The 15,806-nt window shown below is 39.8% G+C and carries 12 protein-coding genes; 8 read left to right on the top strand and 4 right to left on the bottom strand.

Going from position 1 to position 15,806, the window contains the following annotated elements; translation table 11 throughout:
- Positions 1 to 6: 6 nt before the first annotated feature.
- Both GFH32_RS12680 and GFH32_RS12675 read right to left on the bottom strand, forming a co-directional pair.
- The gene (locus GFH32_RS12680) at positions 7 to 3,501 is read right to left on the bottom strand and encodes a SusC/RagA family TonB-linked outer membrane protein (protein ID WP_228384131.1); all 3,495 of its coding nucleotides are present in this window, start codon (positions 3,499 to 3,501) and stop codon (positions 7 to 9) included.
- A 200-nt stretch (positions 3,502 to 3,701) separates the two neighbouring features.
- The gene (locus GFH32_RS12675) at positions 3,702 to 4,892 is read right to left on the bottom strand and encodes a FecR family protein (protein WP_153511953.1); all 1,191 of its coding nucleotides are present in this window, start codon (positions 4,890 to 4,892) and stop codon (positions 3,702 to 3,704) included.
- A gap of 220 nt (positions 4,893 to 5,112) precedes the next feature.
- On the opposite strand from GFH32_RS12675, the gene GFH32_RS12670 reads away from it, so the two are divergent.
- From GFH32_RS12670 to pstB, 5 genes are all read left to right on the top strand, one after another.
- Positions 5,113 to 5,574 carry a TlpA family protein disulfide reductase gene (locus GFH32_RS12670; RefSeq protein WP_194285640.1) on the top strand — a complete coding sequence of 154 codons (462 nt, stop codon included), beginning with the start codon at positions 5,113 to 5,115 and terminating at the stop codon, positions 5,572 to 5,574.
- Positions 5,575 to 6,114: 540 nt separating this feature from the next.
- Positions 6,115 to 6,990 (top strand): PstS family phosphate ABC transporter substrate-binding protein, encoded by an 876-nt coding sequence (locus GFH32_RS12665; RefSeq protein WP_153511951.1) that lies wholly within the window; start codon positions 6,115 to 6,117, stop codon positions 6,988 to 6,990.
- Positions 6,980 to 7,870, top strand: coding sequence for a phosphate ABC transporter permease subunit PstC (gene pstC / locus GFH32_RS12660; protein WP_153511950.1), 891 nt, complete (start codon positions 6,980 to 6,982; stop codon positions 7,868 to 7,870). The genes GFH32_RS12665 and pstC overlap by 11 nt, the downstream gene beginning before the upstream one ends.
- A complete protein-coding gene (gene pstA / locus GFH32_RS12655) occupies positions 7,860 to 8,717 on the top strand; it encodes a phosphate ABC transporter permease PstA (RefSeq protein WP_153511949.1) in 858 nt (285 codons plus the stop codon). The genes pstC and pstA overlap by 11 nt, the downstream gene beginning before the upstream one ends.
- Entirely contained in the window at positions 8,707 to 9,453 is a 747-nt protein-coding gene (gene pstB, locus GFH32_RS12650; protein ID WP_153511948.1) for a phosphate ABC transporter ATP-binding protein PstB, read from the top strand. The genes pstA and pstB overlap by 11 nt, the downstream gene beginning before the upstream one ends.
- Before the next feature lie 67 nt (positions 9,454 to 9,520).
- Here pstB and GFH32_RS12645 read toward each other — a convergent pair whose 3' ends face one another.
- Positions 9,521 to 11,050, bottom strand: coding sequence for a SulP family inorganic anion transporter (locus GFH32_RS12645; protein ID WP_153511947.1), 1,530 nt, complete (start codon positions 11,048 to 11,050; stop codon positions 9,521 to 9,523).
- 204 nt (positions 11,051 to 11,254) lie between these two features.
- Between GFH32_RS12645 and GFH32_RS12640 the strand changes: the two genes are divergently transcribed.
- A complete protein-coding gene (locus tag GFH32_RS12640) occupies positions 11,255 to 11,701 on the top strand; it encodes a hypothetical protein (protein ID WP_153511946.1) in 447 nt (148 codons plus the stop codon).
- An 83-nt stretch (positions 11,702 to 11,784) separates the two neighbouring features.
- Here the strand turns inward: GFH32_RS12640 and GFH32_RS12635 are convergent, their stop codons facing one another.
- On the bottom strand, positions 11,785 to 12,471 hold the full coding sequence (locus tag GFH32_RS12635; RefSeq protein WP_153511945.1) for an arylesterase: 687 nt from the start codon (positions 12,469 to 12,471) through the stop codon (positions 11,785 to 11,787).
- A gap of 41 nt (positions 12,472 to 12,512) precedes the next feature.
- Between GFH32_RS12635 and GFH32_RS12630 the strand changes: the two genes are divergently transcribed.
- On the top strand, positions 12,513 to 13,181 hold the full coding sequence (locus tag GFH32_RS12630) for an ABC transporter ATP-binding protein (protein ID WP_153511944.1): 669 nt from the start codon (positions 12,513 to 12,515) through the stop codon (positions 13,179 to 13,181).
- A complete protein-coding gene (locus tag GFH32_RS12625) occupies positions 13,178 to 15,709 on the top strand; it encodes an ABC transporter permease (RefSeq protein WP_153511943.1) in 2,532 nt (843 codons plus the stop codon). Before GFH32_RS12630 ends, GFH32_RS12625 begins: the two co-directional genes overlap by 4 nt.
- Positions 15,710 to 15,806 lie beyond the last annotated feature (97 nt).

Raw genomic sequence — 15,806 nt, 5'->3', positions numbered from 1 at the left:
CTACAATTAAAATTTAATGTTAACACCAAACATGTAGGTTCTCGGCTGTGGATAAAATCCTAAATCTATACCGGATGCCCAAGGATCGGCTGCACCGTATCCAACTTCTGGATCCATACCAGAATAGTTTGTGAACGTGTATAAGTTTTGTACCGTGAAGTATAATCTTGTTTGTGAAAATGGAATTTTTGGGAATAACTTCGCAAAGTCATAGCCTATAGTGATATTCTGAATTTTCAAGAAATCTGCATCCTCAATATATAAATCGGATATGTATTGATTATTTGTGTGACTTCCCGAGGTTAGTCGAGGAATTTTATTGGATGTTCCTTCACCATGCCATCTTCCGAATATCTCGGTGGTGTAGTTTTGTAATGGACTATCGGCGAATGAGCGGTATGATTTTGCTACCTGTTGCCCAAACGCTCCGAAAGTGTTTGCTGCAAGATCAAAACCTTTGTATCCGACGCTGATATTAAATCCAGCAGTGAAATCTGGGTGCGGATTACCAATCATGACCTTGTCAGCATCCGTAATTGCTCCGTCTTTATTGTTGTCAACAAAGTACAGGTCGCCCGGTTGTGCTGTGGCAAGAACGCCCACACCATTCGCTCGCAAATCGTTGATTTGTTCTTGTGTTTGGAAAACCCCATTTGTTTGATAACCGTAAAAATAACCCATTGGGAATCCGACTTGTGCGCGGTACATATCGGTCGTACTTTGACTTAAAACATCGCGCTGTCCGAAAATAATGCCCTCGTCGTTATCGATTTTTAACACCTTGTTTTTATTGTAGGCGGCGTTAAGACCAATGCTATAGCGGAATTGATCAGACTTCTCCGTCCAATTCAAGCCCAATTCAACACCTCTGTTTTGTACTTCACCACCATTAATGTACGGTGCTCCTGTTCCAAATATTTTTGGAATTGGGGCTTGCACAAGCCAATCAATTGTTTTCTTGTTATACCAGTCAAAAACAACGGCAAGCCTATCGTTAATAAATCGTGCATCGAATCCGACATTTAGCTGTTCTGATGTTTCCCAAGTCACAATAGGGTTTGCTAATAAGTCAGGATAAGCGCCTTTAATCAAGCTATTTTTGTTGTTTCCAAAATAATAGCCATTTTGGTTGTCGATTGCAATGGTTGATAAGTAATTGAAGTTTGGAATACTTTGGTTGCCATTTTGTCCCCAGCTGGCACGAATTTTAAAGAAATCTAACCATGCTTTGCTGTCTTGCATAAATTCCTCTCCTGTTACTAACCAACCTAAAGAAACGGAAGGATAGTAGCTCCAGCGTTCGCCAGACGCAAAGTTCGAAGAACCATCGGCACGAAGACTTAAACTGGCCATGTACCTTTCTTTATAATTGTATATCGCGCGACCGAAGAATGATGCCATGGCTCCTTGATTCCATCCGAGGCCAGATAGTGCAGGAACAAAGCCTTCATAGCCCTGTGCATTGCTTATCCAAGCATGATCCCAACTGTCAGGGAAAGAAGAGTTCGTATGCGTGGCACTTAGATCCGAGCCCATTCCTGATTTCTCCATGGACTGACCAATTAAGAAATCGAAATCATGTGCATCGTTTAGAACTAAGCGATAATTTAAGGTATTTTCGATTACCCAGCTATAGCCTAATCCTTGATTCTGAGAAATGTCATCATATACATTCTCTAGGGTAGTGGACAGTCGATAGGTTGGTGTATATTGACGGTAATTGTATGTACTCATTCTATATCCGAAGTTGCTTCGCCATTTCAAGTTTTTGATGGGCTGCACTTCGAGATAAGCATTTAGGTTTAACGCATGGTTGTTGCTTTCATTCTGGCTGCGACGATAAAACATTTCGGCAATCGGATTTGCAATTGCACCATCTAGGGCCCAAGCATCAGCAACTTTGCTCGGTTGATCGTAATATCCGCCAGCTTCATTGTATAAAGGAAGTAAAGGATTGCCAACGATTAAATTATGTACATCGTTCCAGTAGATATCGCCAATTCCTTGACCTCTTTTCTTGTTGAACGTATAGGTAATGTTTTCACCGAATTTTATGATATCAAACTCATCATTTTTCAAGATGACGTGATCTGAATTTAAGCGTACGTTGTGTCTTTTAAAGTCCGGCGGTAGGGGATTCCCCAATATCCCTTCGCGATGGCTATTCGCATAACCGAAGGAGAATTTTGATGACTCGGTACCTCCTAATAATGAAACCGCCGTATTGAATAGCGTAGCATTTTCGTTATACGCTTCTTTTATCCAATTTGTTCCATTCCATGTTCCATCTTGAATTTGTTGATATTGTTTCGGAATGATAGTAGCCCAATCGTAAGGTGCAGAGCCTTCGTTAAAACGACGCTCATTTTGAATGGTCATGTATTCCTTGGCCGTCAACACGGAAGGAAGTTTTTGTACCTGCTGCATTCCTAGATAAGAATCTAAATAAACAGACATCTTTCCTGCTTTACCTTGTTTGGTTGTTACCAAAATAATACCGTTCGCGGCTCTTGAACCATAGATTGCAGCAGATGCAGCATCTTTTAAGACATCGATGCTTTCGATATCCGCAGGATTTAAGTTATTGATATCTCCACCAGGAATTCCATCGATTACATAAAGCGGATTGGAATTGTGGATGGTTCCAAGACCACGAATCGTCACCTTGTAGTTCTCGCCAGGCATGCCCGAGCTTTGGGTGATTTGTACGCCTGGAGATTGACTTTGCAAGGCCTCCATCACACTTGGCGTACTTAATTTTGTTAAATCCTCACCCTTAACTTGAATGGTAGCTCCGGTATTCAGTTTTTTCTTCTGCGTTCCGTAGCCGATTACGATGACCTCATCTAAATCACTTTGTTCTTCTATAAGTTTTACCTGTATGGTCGAACGTCCTGCTAAGGAAATCTCTTGCCGTAGATAGCCAATGCTTGATACGACAATAACCGCATTTGCCTGAACGGCTTCCAATGTAAAGTTCCCTTGCTCATCTGATTTCGTACCTACAGCAGTTCCCTTCACGGTCACTGAAGCCCCAGAGATTGCTTGCCCTTGTTCATCGACAACCTTCCCACTGATGCTTTGTTGCATATAAAGCGCCTTGCTTTCGGTTGTTTGCGCTTTGTTGATTTTTCGTTTCGTATCGGTCCTTAGGATGATTGTGCCTTCAGATATTTCCCAAGAAATCGGTTTATCCGCCAAGATTAGCGCAAGTGCTTGCTGCAGTTCGACTTGTTTTAAGTCGGCACTAATTTTAGTATTTGCTAAATCTTTCCCTTGCAAAAGGAATGGCGTACCACTTTGCTTTTGAACTTTCCGCATGACCTCGATCAAGGGGCTGTTCACCGCTTTTAGTGATACATGTTGTGCAAAGCCATTTGCGGACAGTTTAAACACACATAAGATTGTTAGAAAAATGGTCAATTTCATATATAGAACCCATGGTTTTATTTTAGGAATCGCGTAAGCGCTAGTCCCATCATTTTGTTGTATAAAAATCATATTTTTGTACAATTAGGATTAAAAATTGGTTAAGGATTAAATTCACTGTTTTGTTCTTGGCTCAAGATTATCTTAGTATACGCCGAGCGATGTTGCAACCATCGTTCGGTTTTTTTATTCATAATCCATCGGTTACTCAGGGAGGTATAAGATTATTCATATAAGTTCTGTTTAATATAGTTTTTTATCAGGTTCGTTAACTAGGGTAGCACCGTTAGCTTTGCTTTTCTGTTTTTATTATCCAATTGGAATTTTATGCCACTTTTTTCTAATAAGCTCAAGACTTCCGATAGGTTTTTATTGCGCTCAATCTCGCCATAGAAATAGGTTGCTGGAATGCTGCCCTCGAAGGCAATCTGAATATCATACCAGCGCGCGATATTGCGCATGACTTCCCGAAGCTCAGTCTCATTAAATAGAAACTTGTTGTCTTTCCATGCAATAAAAGTAGCGACGTCCACCGTTTGGATACTTGCTTGTTGATGATTCCATGTGAGTTGCTGATTTGGCTTTAATGCTGATTTTTCCTGGCCGTGTATGACATTGACAGAACCTTCGACTAAAGTTGTTTTAATATACTGTTCATCTGGATAGGCATTTACGTTAAATTGGGTGCCGGTTACTTCAATTTGCTGATCCTGGCAATTCACGATAAAGGCTGTTTTCTTCCCTTGATAATGCTGTGATTTTACTTCAAAGTACCCTTCGCCTTCTAAAGTAACGACTCTTTTATTCGCTGCAAATCTCAATGGGTATGTCAATCGACTTGCCGAATTAAGAAAAACAATGGTTCCGTCGGGCAGGCTTACTTGGTATTTACCTCCCTGCGGTACTTCGATTGTTGCAGTAAGTTTTGCTAATTCTGCTTCTTTGAGTTTGATGATGTTTGTTCCGTCTTGATAGTTCAGTTGTTCGTCAAAGGTGATTCCGTCTTTGTCGGAACGTAGTTGAATGATTTGTCCGTTAGAAAGTCTTAGTTCTGCTTTGTTGCTGCCTGGCTTGACATCGCTGACTTGTAATTGCTCATATTGCTGCTGCTCTTTTAATTTTGGAACTAAGAAATAGTAAGAAAGTGCGGAGATCACAAGGACGGATGCCGCATATGCGACCCACCTGTAAAGCCGTCTAGGGGTGTTAGATTTCTTGGTCTCTATTTTTTCTAATGTTTGTGTTTTCAAACTCTGCAACCAGTCATCGTTTCCTTCTGATTTTAGTTCGAGGTATGCAAGGGCATCTTCGTAGAGTTCGTCTTTATGGATAAGATCATTAAAAAAATGTTGGTGCGTAGGATCTTCACTAAGCCAATTCTTTAATGTATTGGTCTCTAGTTCCGACAGATTTCCCTCAAGATGCTTCTTGATTAAAGCAGCAATTTCAGCACTTAACTTCATAAAGTTTATATTGGTTGTTACTTGTTCAAACGAGGGAGCTTGCAAAACCTTAGTAAGAATTTGATTTTTTTTTAAAATTTTCTGTTTTTCGTGATTTTCAAGCGATCTGCTTATCTTGTGGGCCTATAGGAGAGAGAAATAAATGCGACACACCTTGATTAAGTTTTCTGCTGTTTTAGTTTTTTTGTTTAGCACTTGCCTCGCGAAAGCACAGGATCAAGTGAATATTGATACAAATAAACAAGAAGAGGCTGTTGAACTCAGCTTAGTCGATAAAGATGGGAAGACATTCAAGCTTTCTGAACTTAAAGGTAAGGTCTTGGTTTTAAACTTTTGGGCGACATGGTGCCAACCTTGTATCGCTGAGTTGCCGTCATTTCAGCAATTGCACTCCTCATTAGCAAATGAAAAGGAAATAGCATTCCTTGCGATCGAAATGGATCAAGATTACGAAAAAGCGGCGAAGTTTTTTAAAAAGAATGACTATAGTATCCCGCTATATTCGCTCGGTTCAGCATTACCAAGTGATATGCAAACCAATTCCATTCCCATGACAATTATCATTGCCAAAAATGGCGAGATTGTGATTAAGAAAATTGGTATGTTAGATTTTGCGTCTCCAAAGCTAAGACGAAACCTCTTGCAACTGACCAAAGAACGTGCGGATATCTCTTATCTTTAGTTTTATTATCTTTAAAAAGTACTTCTTGTAAAGTGTTTTTTAAACAAAATTAAATATTCTGTTAATACTCTATTAACAACGTTGCTATATCTTTGGGCAAGATATTTTGACATCTAAGGCATGAAATTTTATTTTCTAGGTTTGATTTGAACGAAGTTTAAACATCGAGAACTTAGAACCAAATGATCTAGGCATAAAATTATAACTATTTATTTGTTGAATTGCTAAACGTACCGTAGTTGTCTTAGACAGCGTAAGGCTGCCGTCGCCGACCTTATTTAATTTAGCAAGGCCTATTGGCTGTCGAATTTTGTAATGCGATTAACCTTCTACAATTCATAATCGAAGTCGTCTGGATTTTCTAGGCGGCTTTTTTCTTATATCGAAATTCCCTCGTTTTGATGGAAGTCAAGGTTTTTGGCAGTATTTAATAATTAGTTAGCATCAAATTTACAATTCCCTTACATAAAATTGATAATCTACCATTAGGATAATATAAGATTAACATTGTGTTAATATTGAAACAGCAATTTTGTAGGGATGAAACAAAAGATTATTAACTATTTTCCAAGTTTTTGTGTTCTGACCTTATTTTTTTTGAATTCCTGTAGTAACAATACGAATTCAATTAAGATGAAAGGTTCAGATACCGAGGTGAATTTAGCGGTGAATCTCGCTGAAAGTTTCACCAAGCTAGATCCAACCTTTAGCATCGCGATTTCTGGAGGTGGCTCCGGGCTAGGTATTACTTCCTTGATGAATGGTCAAGCGGATATCGCTAATTCCTCGCGACCGTTGTCAGAAGAGGAGATCCAACAATTTAAAGAGAAGAATATTGAATTGAAGACGATCGTCTTTGCCGAAGATGCGACCGCATTCGTGGTGCATAAGGATTTGCCTATCGATGAGATTTCTGTTGATACCTTAGGACTAATCTTGAGTGGGCAGATTAACAATTGGAATCAAATTATCGATGTTGACTACCCTATTAATATTTATGGGCGTCAGAGCAGCTCTGGAACGCATTCTTTCATTAAAAAGAAGTTGAAAATTGAATTCGCTAATACGGCGAAGGAGATGACCGGTAATGCTCAAATTATCGAAGGTGTAAAAGCGGATAAGACCGGGATTGGTTATGTTGGTGCTGGATATGTGGCGCATGATCCGAATAGTAACAAGAAGGTCAAGATTCTAAAGATTCGTGCAGATTCGAAGGCTATTGCGTACTCTCCACTGGATCCGGAAGCGATTAATAACAGTCTCTATTATTTTCAACGCCCGCTTTACCAGTTTGTGCTCGCTAAGTCCTGGGAAAAAGTTCGCCCGTTTATAAATTTTGAACGCGGTGCTCATGGTCGCAAATTGATTGAAGAACACGGATATTACACGCTAGAAAATCAACAACATGAAATATAAAACACGATTGTCATTAGACCTTTGTTTTAAATATATTTTTAAAGCGACGGGTTTACTCGTACTAGCCTTATTAGGCGGTATCTTGGCCATGTTAATTTATAACTCCTTTTCATTCTTCATGGACGTTAAACCGTTAGATTTCATTACTGGAATGGAATGGAACCCAACGGCAAATGATCCTAAGTATGGGATGTTACCGCTGATTCTTAGTACGACCTTAGTCACCTTTGGGGCTATGCTTATCGCAATTCCATTAGGTATCGGGACTGCAGCATTTATCGCTGATTATGCAAGTCCGCGAGTGAAGAATATACTGAAACCTACAGTGGAAATGCTAGCTGCAATTCCCTCTGTTGTTATCGGATTCTTAGGTATTGTGGTTGTAAGTCCGGGGATAGCAAATCTTGCTGATTTATCGAATGGACTTAATGCTTTAAATGGTGCAATATTACTAGCTGTTATGGCATTGCCGACTATTATTACGGTCGCTGAAGACGCTATTCATGCGGTTCCAAAGACTTATAAAGAAGCGAGCTATGGAGTTGGGGCAACGAAATGGGAAACTTTGATAAAAGTTGTTATTCCAGCTGCTGCACCAGGTATCATCGCTGCGGTTATGTTGGGCGTAGGACGCGCCATTGGTGAAACGATGACCGTATTGATGGCAACGGGTAATGCAGCGTTAATGCCTACTGGCTTCTTTGATTCTGTAAAAACGATGACAGCAACGATTGCAATTGAGATGGGAGAGGTTCCTTATCAGACGACTCATTATTTCGCGCTATATGCGATTGCAACTGTACTTTTCATTATGACCTTGGCAGCAAATATGTTAGGAGAGTATTTTATTAACCGTTTTAGAAAATTCCATGCAGTATAGGACGTCAAAATTATCGAGAGTTATTGAGTGGGGAACCCTGCTTACCAGCACGCTGATTGTATGTTTCTTTTTGCTGGTTGTTATTTGGGAGATTGTTTCAAAAGGTGCTGGAGAGCTGTCTTGGGAATTTGTGTCGGGTGTTCCCACCGATGGAATGACAAAAGGAGGAATACTAACGCCAATTATTGGGACGGTCTTATTGACACTAATTACCGCAATTTTTTCAATTCCCTTTGGTGTATGTTGCGCTATTTATCTTCATGAGTATGCGGAGGATAATTGGCTAACGCGTACGATACGTGCCTCAATCCGTAATCTATCAGGCGTTCCGAGTATTATTTATGGCTTGTTTGGCTTGGCATTGTTTGTGCAATCTATGGAGTTAGGTACTTCCTTAGTTGCGGCGGGTTTAACACTTGGATTGTTATCCTTGCCTTACATTATTACAACAACGGAGGAAGCCTTAATGCGTATTCCGAACTCTACACGAGAAGCAGCTTTGGCTGTTGGTGCAACAAAGTTTGAAACCATTAAGGATGTTGTTATCCCTTCGGCCATGTCGGGTATTTTGACTGGTGTTGTATTGACTTTAAGTCGTGCCGCCGGGGAAACAGCGCCAATATTATTTACTGGAGCGGCATTTTATATCAATGGATCTTCCGGATTTATCAACCAAGAGTTTATGGCGCTGCCATACCATTTATATATGTTGTCTACGCAGCATCAATCCATTGATGAAGTGCGACCAATTGCATACGGGACGGCTCTAGTTCTCGTGATTGTTGTCTTTTTATTGAACCTTACAGCGTTCTACATTCGTTATAAGTATAGAAAAAATGAAGTCTAAATTATCAGCTGAAAATTTAAATATAAGCTTTGGATCAAAGCATGTTCTCAAGAATATTAATGTTTCATTTGCAGAGAATGAAATTACAGCCTTGATTGGCCCCTCGGGATGTGGAAAGAGCACTTTGTTGCGCAGTTTTAACCGTATGCATGATCTCTCTCCGGATGCCAAGATTGATGGTAAATTACGATTAGAGAATCTTGATTTATATGCTAAAGGCGTTCCAGTGACAGAGATTAGGAAACGTATAGGTATGGTTTTTCAGAAAGCGAATCCTTTTCCAAAAAGCATTTATGATAACATAGCGTATGGTTTAAAGATTAATAATCTACCACACGATAAAAAGGTTATTGAAAAAGCTTTACGTGAAGCATTCCTTTGGGAAGAGGTGAAGAACGATTTGAAAATGCCAGCAACGCGACTTTCAGGAGGTCAGCAGCAGCGATTATGTATTGCTAGGGCCGTGGCCTTGCGTCCAGAAGTTATCTTAATGGATGAACCCTGTTCTGCCTTAGATCCAGTAAGTACTTTAAAGATCGAAGAGCTTATTACACATTTGAAGACAAATTATACGATTGTAATTGTAACGCACAATATGCAACAAGCGCAACGTATCGCTGATAAGACTGTCTTTATGTACTTAGGTGAAGTAAAGGAAGAAGGGCCGACGAAACAAATCTTTGGAAATCCGCATAATGAAGTGACTGCGAATTACATTAATGGTCAGTTCGGATAATCGAAATAACTTGATAGTGCACATGTGATATTGATGCATGAAAGCCGACCTTTTCAGTCGGCTTTCTTTATTTCTGAGGCATCACCTTATAGGTTGGATCCTCAATAATATTGACTTCTATTATCCCTTTTGCATTTTCCAGAAGTTTTCTAGAATCCTCACTTAAATGGCGTAGTACGACTGATTTTTGTTGTGAAGCATACTTCGACGTTAATTTATTGACCGCGTCTATGGCAGACATGTCAACGATTCTTGATTCCTTAAAATCAATGATTATTCGCGCGGGATCATTATCGATTTCGAATTTATCCATAAAGGTGGTTACTGATCCAAAAAAGAGTGGCCCATATATTTCATAGATCTTATTCCCAAATTCATCTGTTGATTTTCTTGCACGGATTCTGACGGCACTGTCCCAGGCGAATACTAAGGCGGAAATAATAACGCCCACCAAAACTGCAAGGGCAAGATTGTGTAAGAACACAGTAATCGCTGCAACTAAAATACCTACGAATATATCGGATTTAGGCATTTTGCGAAGCATCTTAAAAAAACCCCACTTAAATGTAGTGATAGCGACAATCATCATTACACCAACTAAAGCGGCTAGCGGGATCAATTCGATAAATGGTGCTCCAATTAATATGATAATCAAGATGGTAATCGCCCCGATAAAGGCGGAAAGTTTTGTCCTAGCACCAGCATTGATGTTAACTAATGTCTGTGCCACCATTGCACAGCCACCCATGCCGGTAAAGAAACCATTGACAATATTGGCGGTACCTTGCGCAACAGCCTCTTTATTTGAAGAACCTTTAGTATTTGTAATCTCATCAACCATACTAAGTGTCAAGAGTGATTCAATAAGTCCCACAGAAGCCATGATTACCGCATAAGGAAAGATAATTTGCAGCGTTGCTAACGAGAATGGAACAGAAGGAATGTGGAAAGGGGGGAAGTCACCAGCAATGCTTGCAATATCTACTACCTTTTTTGTGTCGATTCCTATGAATTGCACTAACGCAAATACAATAAGGATGGCAATTAAGGAAGCTGGTATTGCTTTGGTGATCTTTGGAACTATTAAAACAATCGCAACGGTCAATGCTGTCAGGCCCAACATGGTATACAACATGGAACCAGTCATCCAATGTGCGACTCCATTTTCTACGATTTTAAACTGTTCGAGCTGAGCCATAAAAATAATGATGGCGAGTCCATTCAGGAAGCCAAACATCACGGGTTGTGGGATTAATCGAACGAATTTACCAAGTCTGAAGGCGCCAATGGCAATTTGTAGCAACCCAGCAAGCGCTACAGTTGCAAAGAGATATTCGACACCATGCGAAGCAATAAGCGCCATTAAAACCACTATTGTTGCTCCCGCTCCCCCAGATACCATGCCTGGTCTCCCTCCGATAATCGACGTCACTAAGCCCATTAAAAAGGCTCCGTAAAGCCCAGTAAGGGGGCTTAATCCCGCGAGGATAGCAAATGATAAGGATTCAGGAATCATGGTCATAGCGACCGTTAGACCCGCTAATATTTCGGTTTTCAAGTTGATCTGCTTGAAATCTGGAATGGATATATTGAACATCTGTGGTGCTTCTAAAGCAATTTAAAAAACAAACAAAGATAGGTTTTCATATAGAATGACATTTTAGTTTTATGAAAATAGTATATTGATTTACTCAATTCACTATTTTTTAACCGAATGAAAACATAATTAATAAAAACCTTCTTTTCCTTTTAGCGTTTCGAAATTATACTCGTTCTTCTTATTAAGAAATACAAATTAGTTATGGGTAAAATATTATTGTTATTCGGGATGTTTTTATGCTTTTCCTCTTGTGATTGGAATGCTTCTACTGATACCTTTAATTCCTCAAGATCATTAAGAGTTGAGTTTGTCGGGCCATCAGTGACGACAATATTAAATACTAAAGGGACGGCAACCTTGTTTGCTGTTTCAGAAATGCTGGCGGACGCGTCTGCGACTGAAATATCAACTGTTGAATTCGATGCGAAAGCAGTCCCATTTAATGTAGATTTTGAAATTCCAAAGAATCATAGAAAATTGATTCAGCCTGAAGTGAAAAAAGGAGAAGCTGTTCAGTACTATGTTGCTTTAGAATGGGATTCGAATGGAGATGGGGAAACAGCAGAGGGTGATGTTATGATCGATTATGATAAGCGTTTTCCAAATGTCGAAATGAGCAAAGACACCCAGAGAGTGTTTGTAAAATAAACAACAACGGATTGAATTGAGAATTAAAGTAAGCGGGCGATGAATAATAAAGACCCGCTTTTATTTTATTTAGATAAAATATTTTAGAGAATTCCTTTCAAATGAATCCATACATTATCAGCTAATATATGCTGACCCTCTTTTGTGGGATGAACTGCATCTTGTTGGTTCAACTTTGCGATGCCAGCAACTTTATCTAACAAAAAGGGGATTAAGATCATGTTTTTCTCTTGCGCTAATGACGGAAAGATAGACTCAAATTGCTTATAATAGGTAGCTCCCATACTTGGTGGCACTTTCATTCCTGCTAGTACGAGCTTACATTCAGGATATGCTTTTTTGACTTTATCTACAATATCGCCGAGGTTCTTTTTAGTCGCCTCAGGTTTAATTCCTCTTAAGCCATCATTGGCTCCAAGTTCTAAAACGAACACGTCAACCGGTTCTTTCAGCAGCCAATCTATTCGATCTTTGCCTCCAGCGCTTGTTTCTCCACTTAAGCCTGCGTTGATACAGTTATAATTTAAGCCGAGGGAATCAATAGTGTTTTGGATTAGGGCCGGGAAGGCATCGTTTTGACTCTCTAGTCCCAATCCTGCTGTTAGGCTATTTCCAAAGAACAATATATTTTGCTTTTTTTCTTTAGTCAATTCTTGTTTGGAAATGCTATCCTGTACTTGATTTGCGGATTGTGTCTGCTGTCCATTATTGCAAGCGCTAAGTAAAATTATCGCTGAAAATATTGAAATAGAGGCATTAAAGTTCTTCATGCAACTAATTTAACCAAAAAAAGGTATACTTTTAATGCTATATGTCGACAATGATTTTAGAATTACAGCATGTTTTTAAGAACTATAGCCTTGAAGGCCGTGATATTCCAGTTTTAAAGGATATTAACTTTCAAATAGCAGAAGGCGCGACGGTAGCAATTGTAGGACCATCGGGAAGTGGCAAGTCAACGCTACTTGGTCTTTGCGCCGGACTTGACCAAGCTTCTACGGGATCCATTAAGTTAAATGGTATCGAGTTATCTGGATTGAGCGAAGATAAACTAGCGCAAATTCGGAATCAGCATGTTGGATTTGTCTTTCAAAATTTCCAACTGTTACCTACTCTTACGGCACTTGAAAATGTGATGGTACCTATGGAGTTGCGAGGCATACGTAATCATCAACCTGTAGCGATGGTGTTGTTAGAGCGTGTTGGTCTTGCTGATCGAGCGAATCATTATCCATCACAGCTATCTGGAGGTGAGCAACAGCGCGTATCGTTAGCTCGTGCATTTGCAAATAAACCGAAGATCTTGTTTGCTGATGAACCTACAGGCAATCTTGACGCTGAAACAAGTCTCATTATCGAAGAGATGTTATTTGAGCTCAATCGAGCGTCGGGAACAACCTTAGTAATTGTGACGCATGATTTGGAATTAGCAGCGAAAACTCAACAGATTATTCCGATTAAAGGGGGACAAATTCAATGAGTTGGCGTTGGATCTTTTTAATGGCTTGGCGAGATAGTCGAAAGAATCGAAGCCGATTATTCCTATTTATATCCTCGATCATTCTGGGAATCGCTTCCTTAGTTTCTATGAATTCCTTTAATAGGAATTTAAAAATCGATATTGATAATCAAGCGGCAGAACTTATTGGTGCAGACTTGTCACTCGAGAGTAATCGACTGCCGACGGGAGAAGCGCTCGCTTTTATCGACTCCATAAAAAACTTAAGTCTAGGCTTTGCAAAAGAGGAGCGCTTTATGTCCATGTTACGCATTCCGAATGCTAACACTTCTCGCTTTGTACAAGTACGCGCTGTTGAAGGAAGTTTTCCATTTTATGGCGCTGTAGAAACACGGCCTGAAGGTGTATTTAGTCAATTTGCAAAACAGGAAGGTTTGTTTCTTGACAATGCGTTAGTGCTTCAGTATGGTGTGTCCGTAGGAGATTCCGTTCAATTAGGAACAAAGACGTATAGCATGTTGGGTGGTGTCACTTCTCAACCTGGGCAGAGTGCCTTTACAGGAGCGATGGCGCCGAGTTTGTTTATACCTTTAGAACAATTAAAGGGCGCGGGCTTACAACAAGCCGGTAGCCGTATAGAATATCGTTATTACTTCAAATTATCCAAAAACTTTGGCATAGATAAGAAAATCGAACAATGGAAAGATAAGCTTTCAACTTTGCAACTTAGAAGTTCGACTATTGAGACAACTAAAGAGAATACAGGTCGTTCATTTGCGGATATGGCTCGCTTCATGGAGCTCGTCGGCTTTGTAGCTTTACTGCTTGGCTGTATTGGTGTTTCTAGTGCTGTACAAATATATGTTCGAGAGAAACTCATGTCGGTTGCAATTCTTCGTTGCTTAGGGACGACCGCAAAGCAGGCATTTTTCATCTTCTTAATTCAGTTCGCTGCGATTGGACTTGTAGGAGGTATTATTGGTGCAGCTTTAGGAACGTTGATTCAATACGGTATTCCCTATGTCATGCAGGATGTTCTACCTGTGCAATTAACAACACAGATCGTATGGCCAGCTATATTCGAAGGTGTAGTCATTGGCTTGGTGATCGCTGTACTCTTTGCCTTGTTACCTTTGTTATCCGTTCGACATATTTCCCCGCTTAACTCTTTGCGTGTTCAAGATGATAAAGAAGGTCTTTTTAAAGATCCCTTAAAAGCATGGATATATCTATTGATTGCCGTATTTATCTTATTATTCGCAAGGATACAGATGGAGAACTGGACTCAAACGATACTATTTAGCGTAGGAATCGCCCTTACTTTTTTGATGTTATATGGCGTCGCGAAAGGGTTCACATGGTTGATACGCAAATTTTTTCCTTCCAAATGGCCTTATCTTTGGCGACAAGGACTTTCTAATCTTTGGCGACCGAATAATCAAACGGTTATCTTGATTGTCTCCATAGGCTTAGGAACGACGTTAATCTCGACTTTATATTTTGTTCAGGATATTCTTCTGAAGCGCGTTGCAGTTTCTGCTGAGCAAAATCAGGCGAATATGCTGATGTTTGATATTCAACCATCTCAAAAAGATTCGCTTCAACAGATGGCTAAAATGGCGGGTTACCCTATTGTGGAGAGTGTGCCTATCGTCACGATGTTCATCGATCGAGTCAACGGTACATCGTTGAAAGAGGTGTTGAAAGATACGACGATTGAAGTTTCTGGACGCGCATTTCGAGGAGAAATACGTGCTACGTATCGTGATAGTTTAACTGCCTCTGAGAAAGTAAGCCAAGGAAAATGGGTTGGTAAAGTTGCTCCAAATGACACAGCATCTGTTTCCTTAGATGAGAAATATGCTGAGGGAATTGGTGTCAAGATTGGCGATGTGTTAACGATGAATGTTCAAGGCATGCGTATTCCTGCGAAAGTGAGTAGCTTTAGGCAGGTAGATTGGAATAGATTTCAGTCTAACTTCCGAATGGTATTCGCTAAAGGTAGTATAGATGACGCTCCGCAATTCTTTTTGATGATGACAAAAGTGACAGATGAGCGAGAGGCAAGTCAATTTCAACAACGGATAGTTAACAGTTTTCCGAATGTTTCGGTCATAGACATGAATGCGATTCTAGTTATTCTGAACAATATCCTCGATAAAATAGGATTCATCATTCAATTTATTGGAGGCTTTAGCATTCTTACTGGGATAGTCGTACTAATCTCTTCCGTTAGAATCAGTAAATATCAGCGTATCAAAGAGAATGTTCTTTTACGTACCATAGGTGCAAGCCGAAGACAAATTTTCATAATCAGTATCAGTGAATACATGTTCTTAGGATTACTTGCAGCGATTACAGGTTTATTCATTTCGCTTATCGCAAGTAATATGCTTGCCATTTTCGTTTTTGAAAGTGCTTTTGTACCGAAGATAGGGTTCGTTATCCTCTTAATTTTATTGGTTAGTGCCCTGACGGTAGTCATTGGACTTCTAAATAGTCTTTCTGTATTGCGGAAATCTCCCTTGGAGGTTCTTCGAAGTAATTAAATTAGATTTTATGGCCGTTACGTACAAATAAATTAGGGTCCTATGGGTAATAGGAGCCTTTTTTTATTTGCGTGAACATATTTGACTCTGATTTGTT

The organism is Sphingobacteruim zhuxiongii, from assembly GCF_009557615.1.
GTDB lineage: Bacteria > Bacteroidota > Bacteroidia > Sphingobacteriales > Sphingobacteriaceae > Sphingobacterium > Sphingobacterium zhuxiongii.
Note: the sequence above shows the minus strand (reverse complement) of the source record. Positions and strands in the feature narration are given on the sequence as shown.

Coding starts and splice junctions, on each gene's coding strand:
- GFH32_RS12680 (WP_228384131.1), bottom strand. CDS start 3,501: ATGATTTTTATACAACAAAATGATGGGACTAGCGCTTACGCGATTCCT.
- GFH32_RS12675 (WP_153511953.1), bottom strand. CDS start 4,892: ATGAAGTTAAGTGCTGAAATTGCTGCTTTAATCAAGAAGCATCTTGAG.
- GFH32_RS12665 (WP_153511951.1), top strand. CDS start 6,115: ATGAAACAAAAGATTATTAACTATTTTCCAAGTTTTTGTGTTCTGACC.
- pstC (WP_153511950.1), top strand. CDS start 6,980: ATGAAATATAAAACACGATTGTCATTAGACCTTTGTTTTAAATATATT.
- pstA (WP_153511949.1), top strand. CDS start 7,860: ATGCAGTATAGGACGTCAAAATTATCGAGAGTTATTGAGTGGGGAACC.
- pstB (WP_153511948.1), top strand. CDS start 8,707: ATGAAGTCTAAATTATCAGCTGAAAATTTAAATATAAGCTTTGGATCA.
- GFH32_RS12645 (WP_153511947.1), bottom strand. CDS start 11,050: ATGTTCAATATATCCATTCCAGATTTCAAGCAGATCAACTTGAAAACC.
- GFH32_RS12640 (WP_153511946.1), top strand. CDS start 11,255: ATGGGTAAAATATTATTGTTATTCGGGATGTTTTTATGCTTTTCCTCT.
- GFH32_RS12635 (WP_153511945.1), bottom strand. CDS start 12,471: ATGAAGAACTTTAATGCCTCTATTTCAATATTTTCAGCGATAATTTTA.
- GFH32_RS12630 (WP_153511944.1), top strand. CDS start 12,513: ATGTCGACAATGATTTTAGAATTACAGCATGTTTTTAAGAACTATAGC.
- GFH32_RS12625 (WP_153511943.1), top strand. CDS start 13,178: ATGAGTTGGCGTTGGATCTTTTTAATGGCTTGGCGAGATAGTCGAAAG.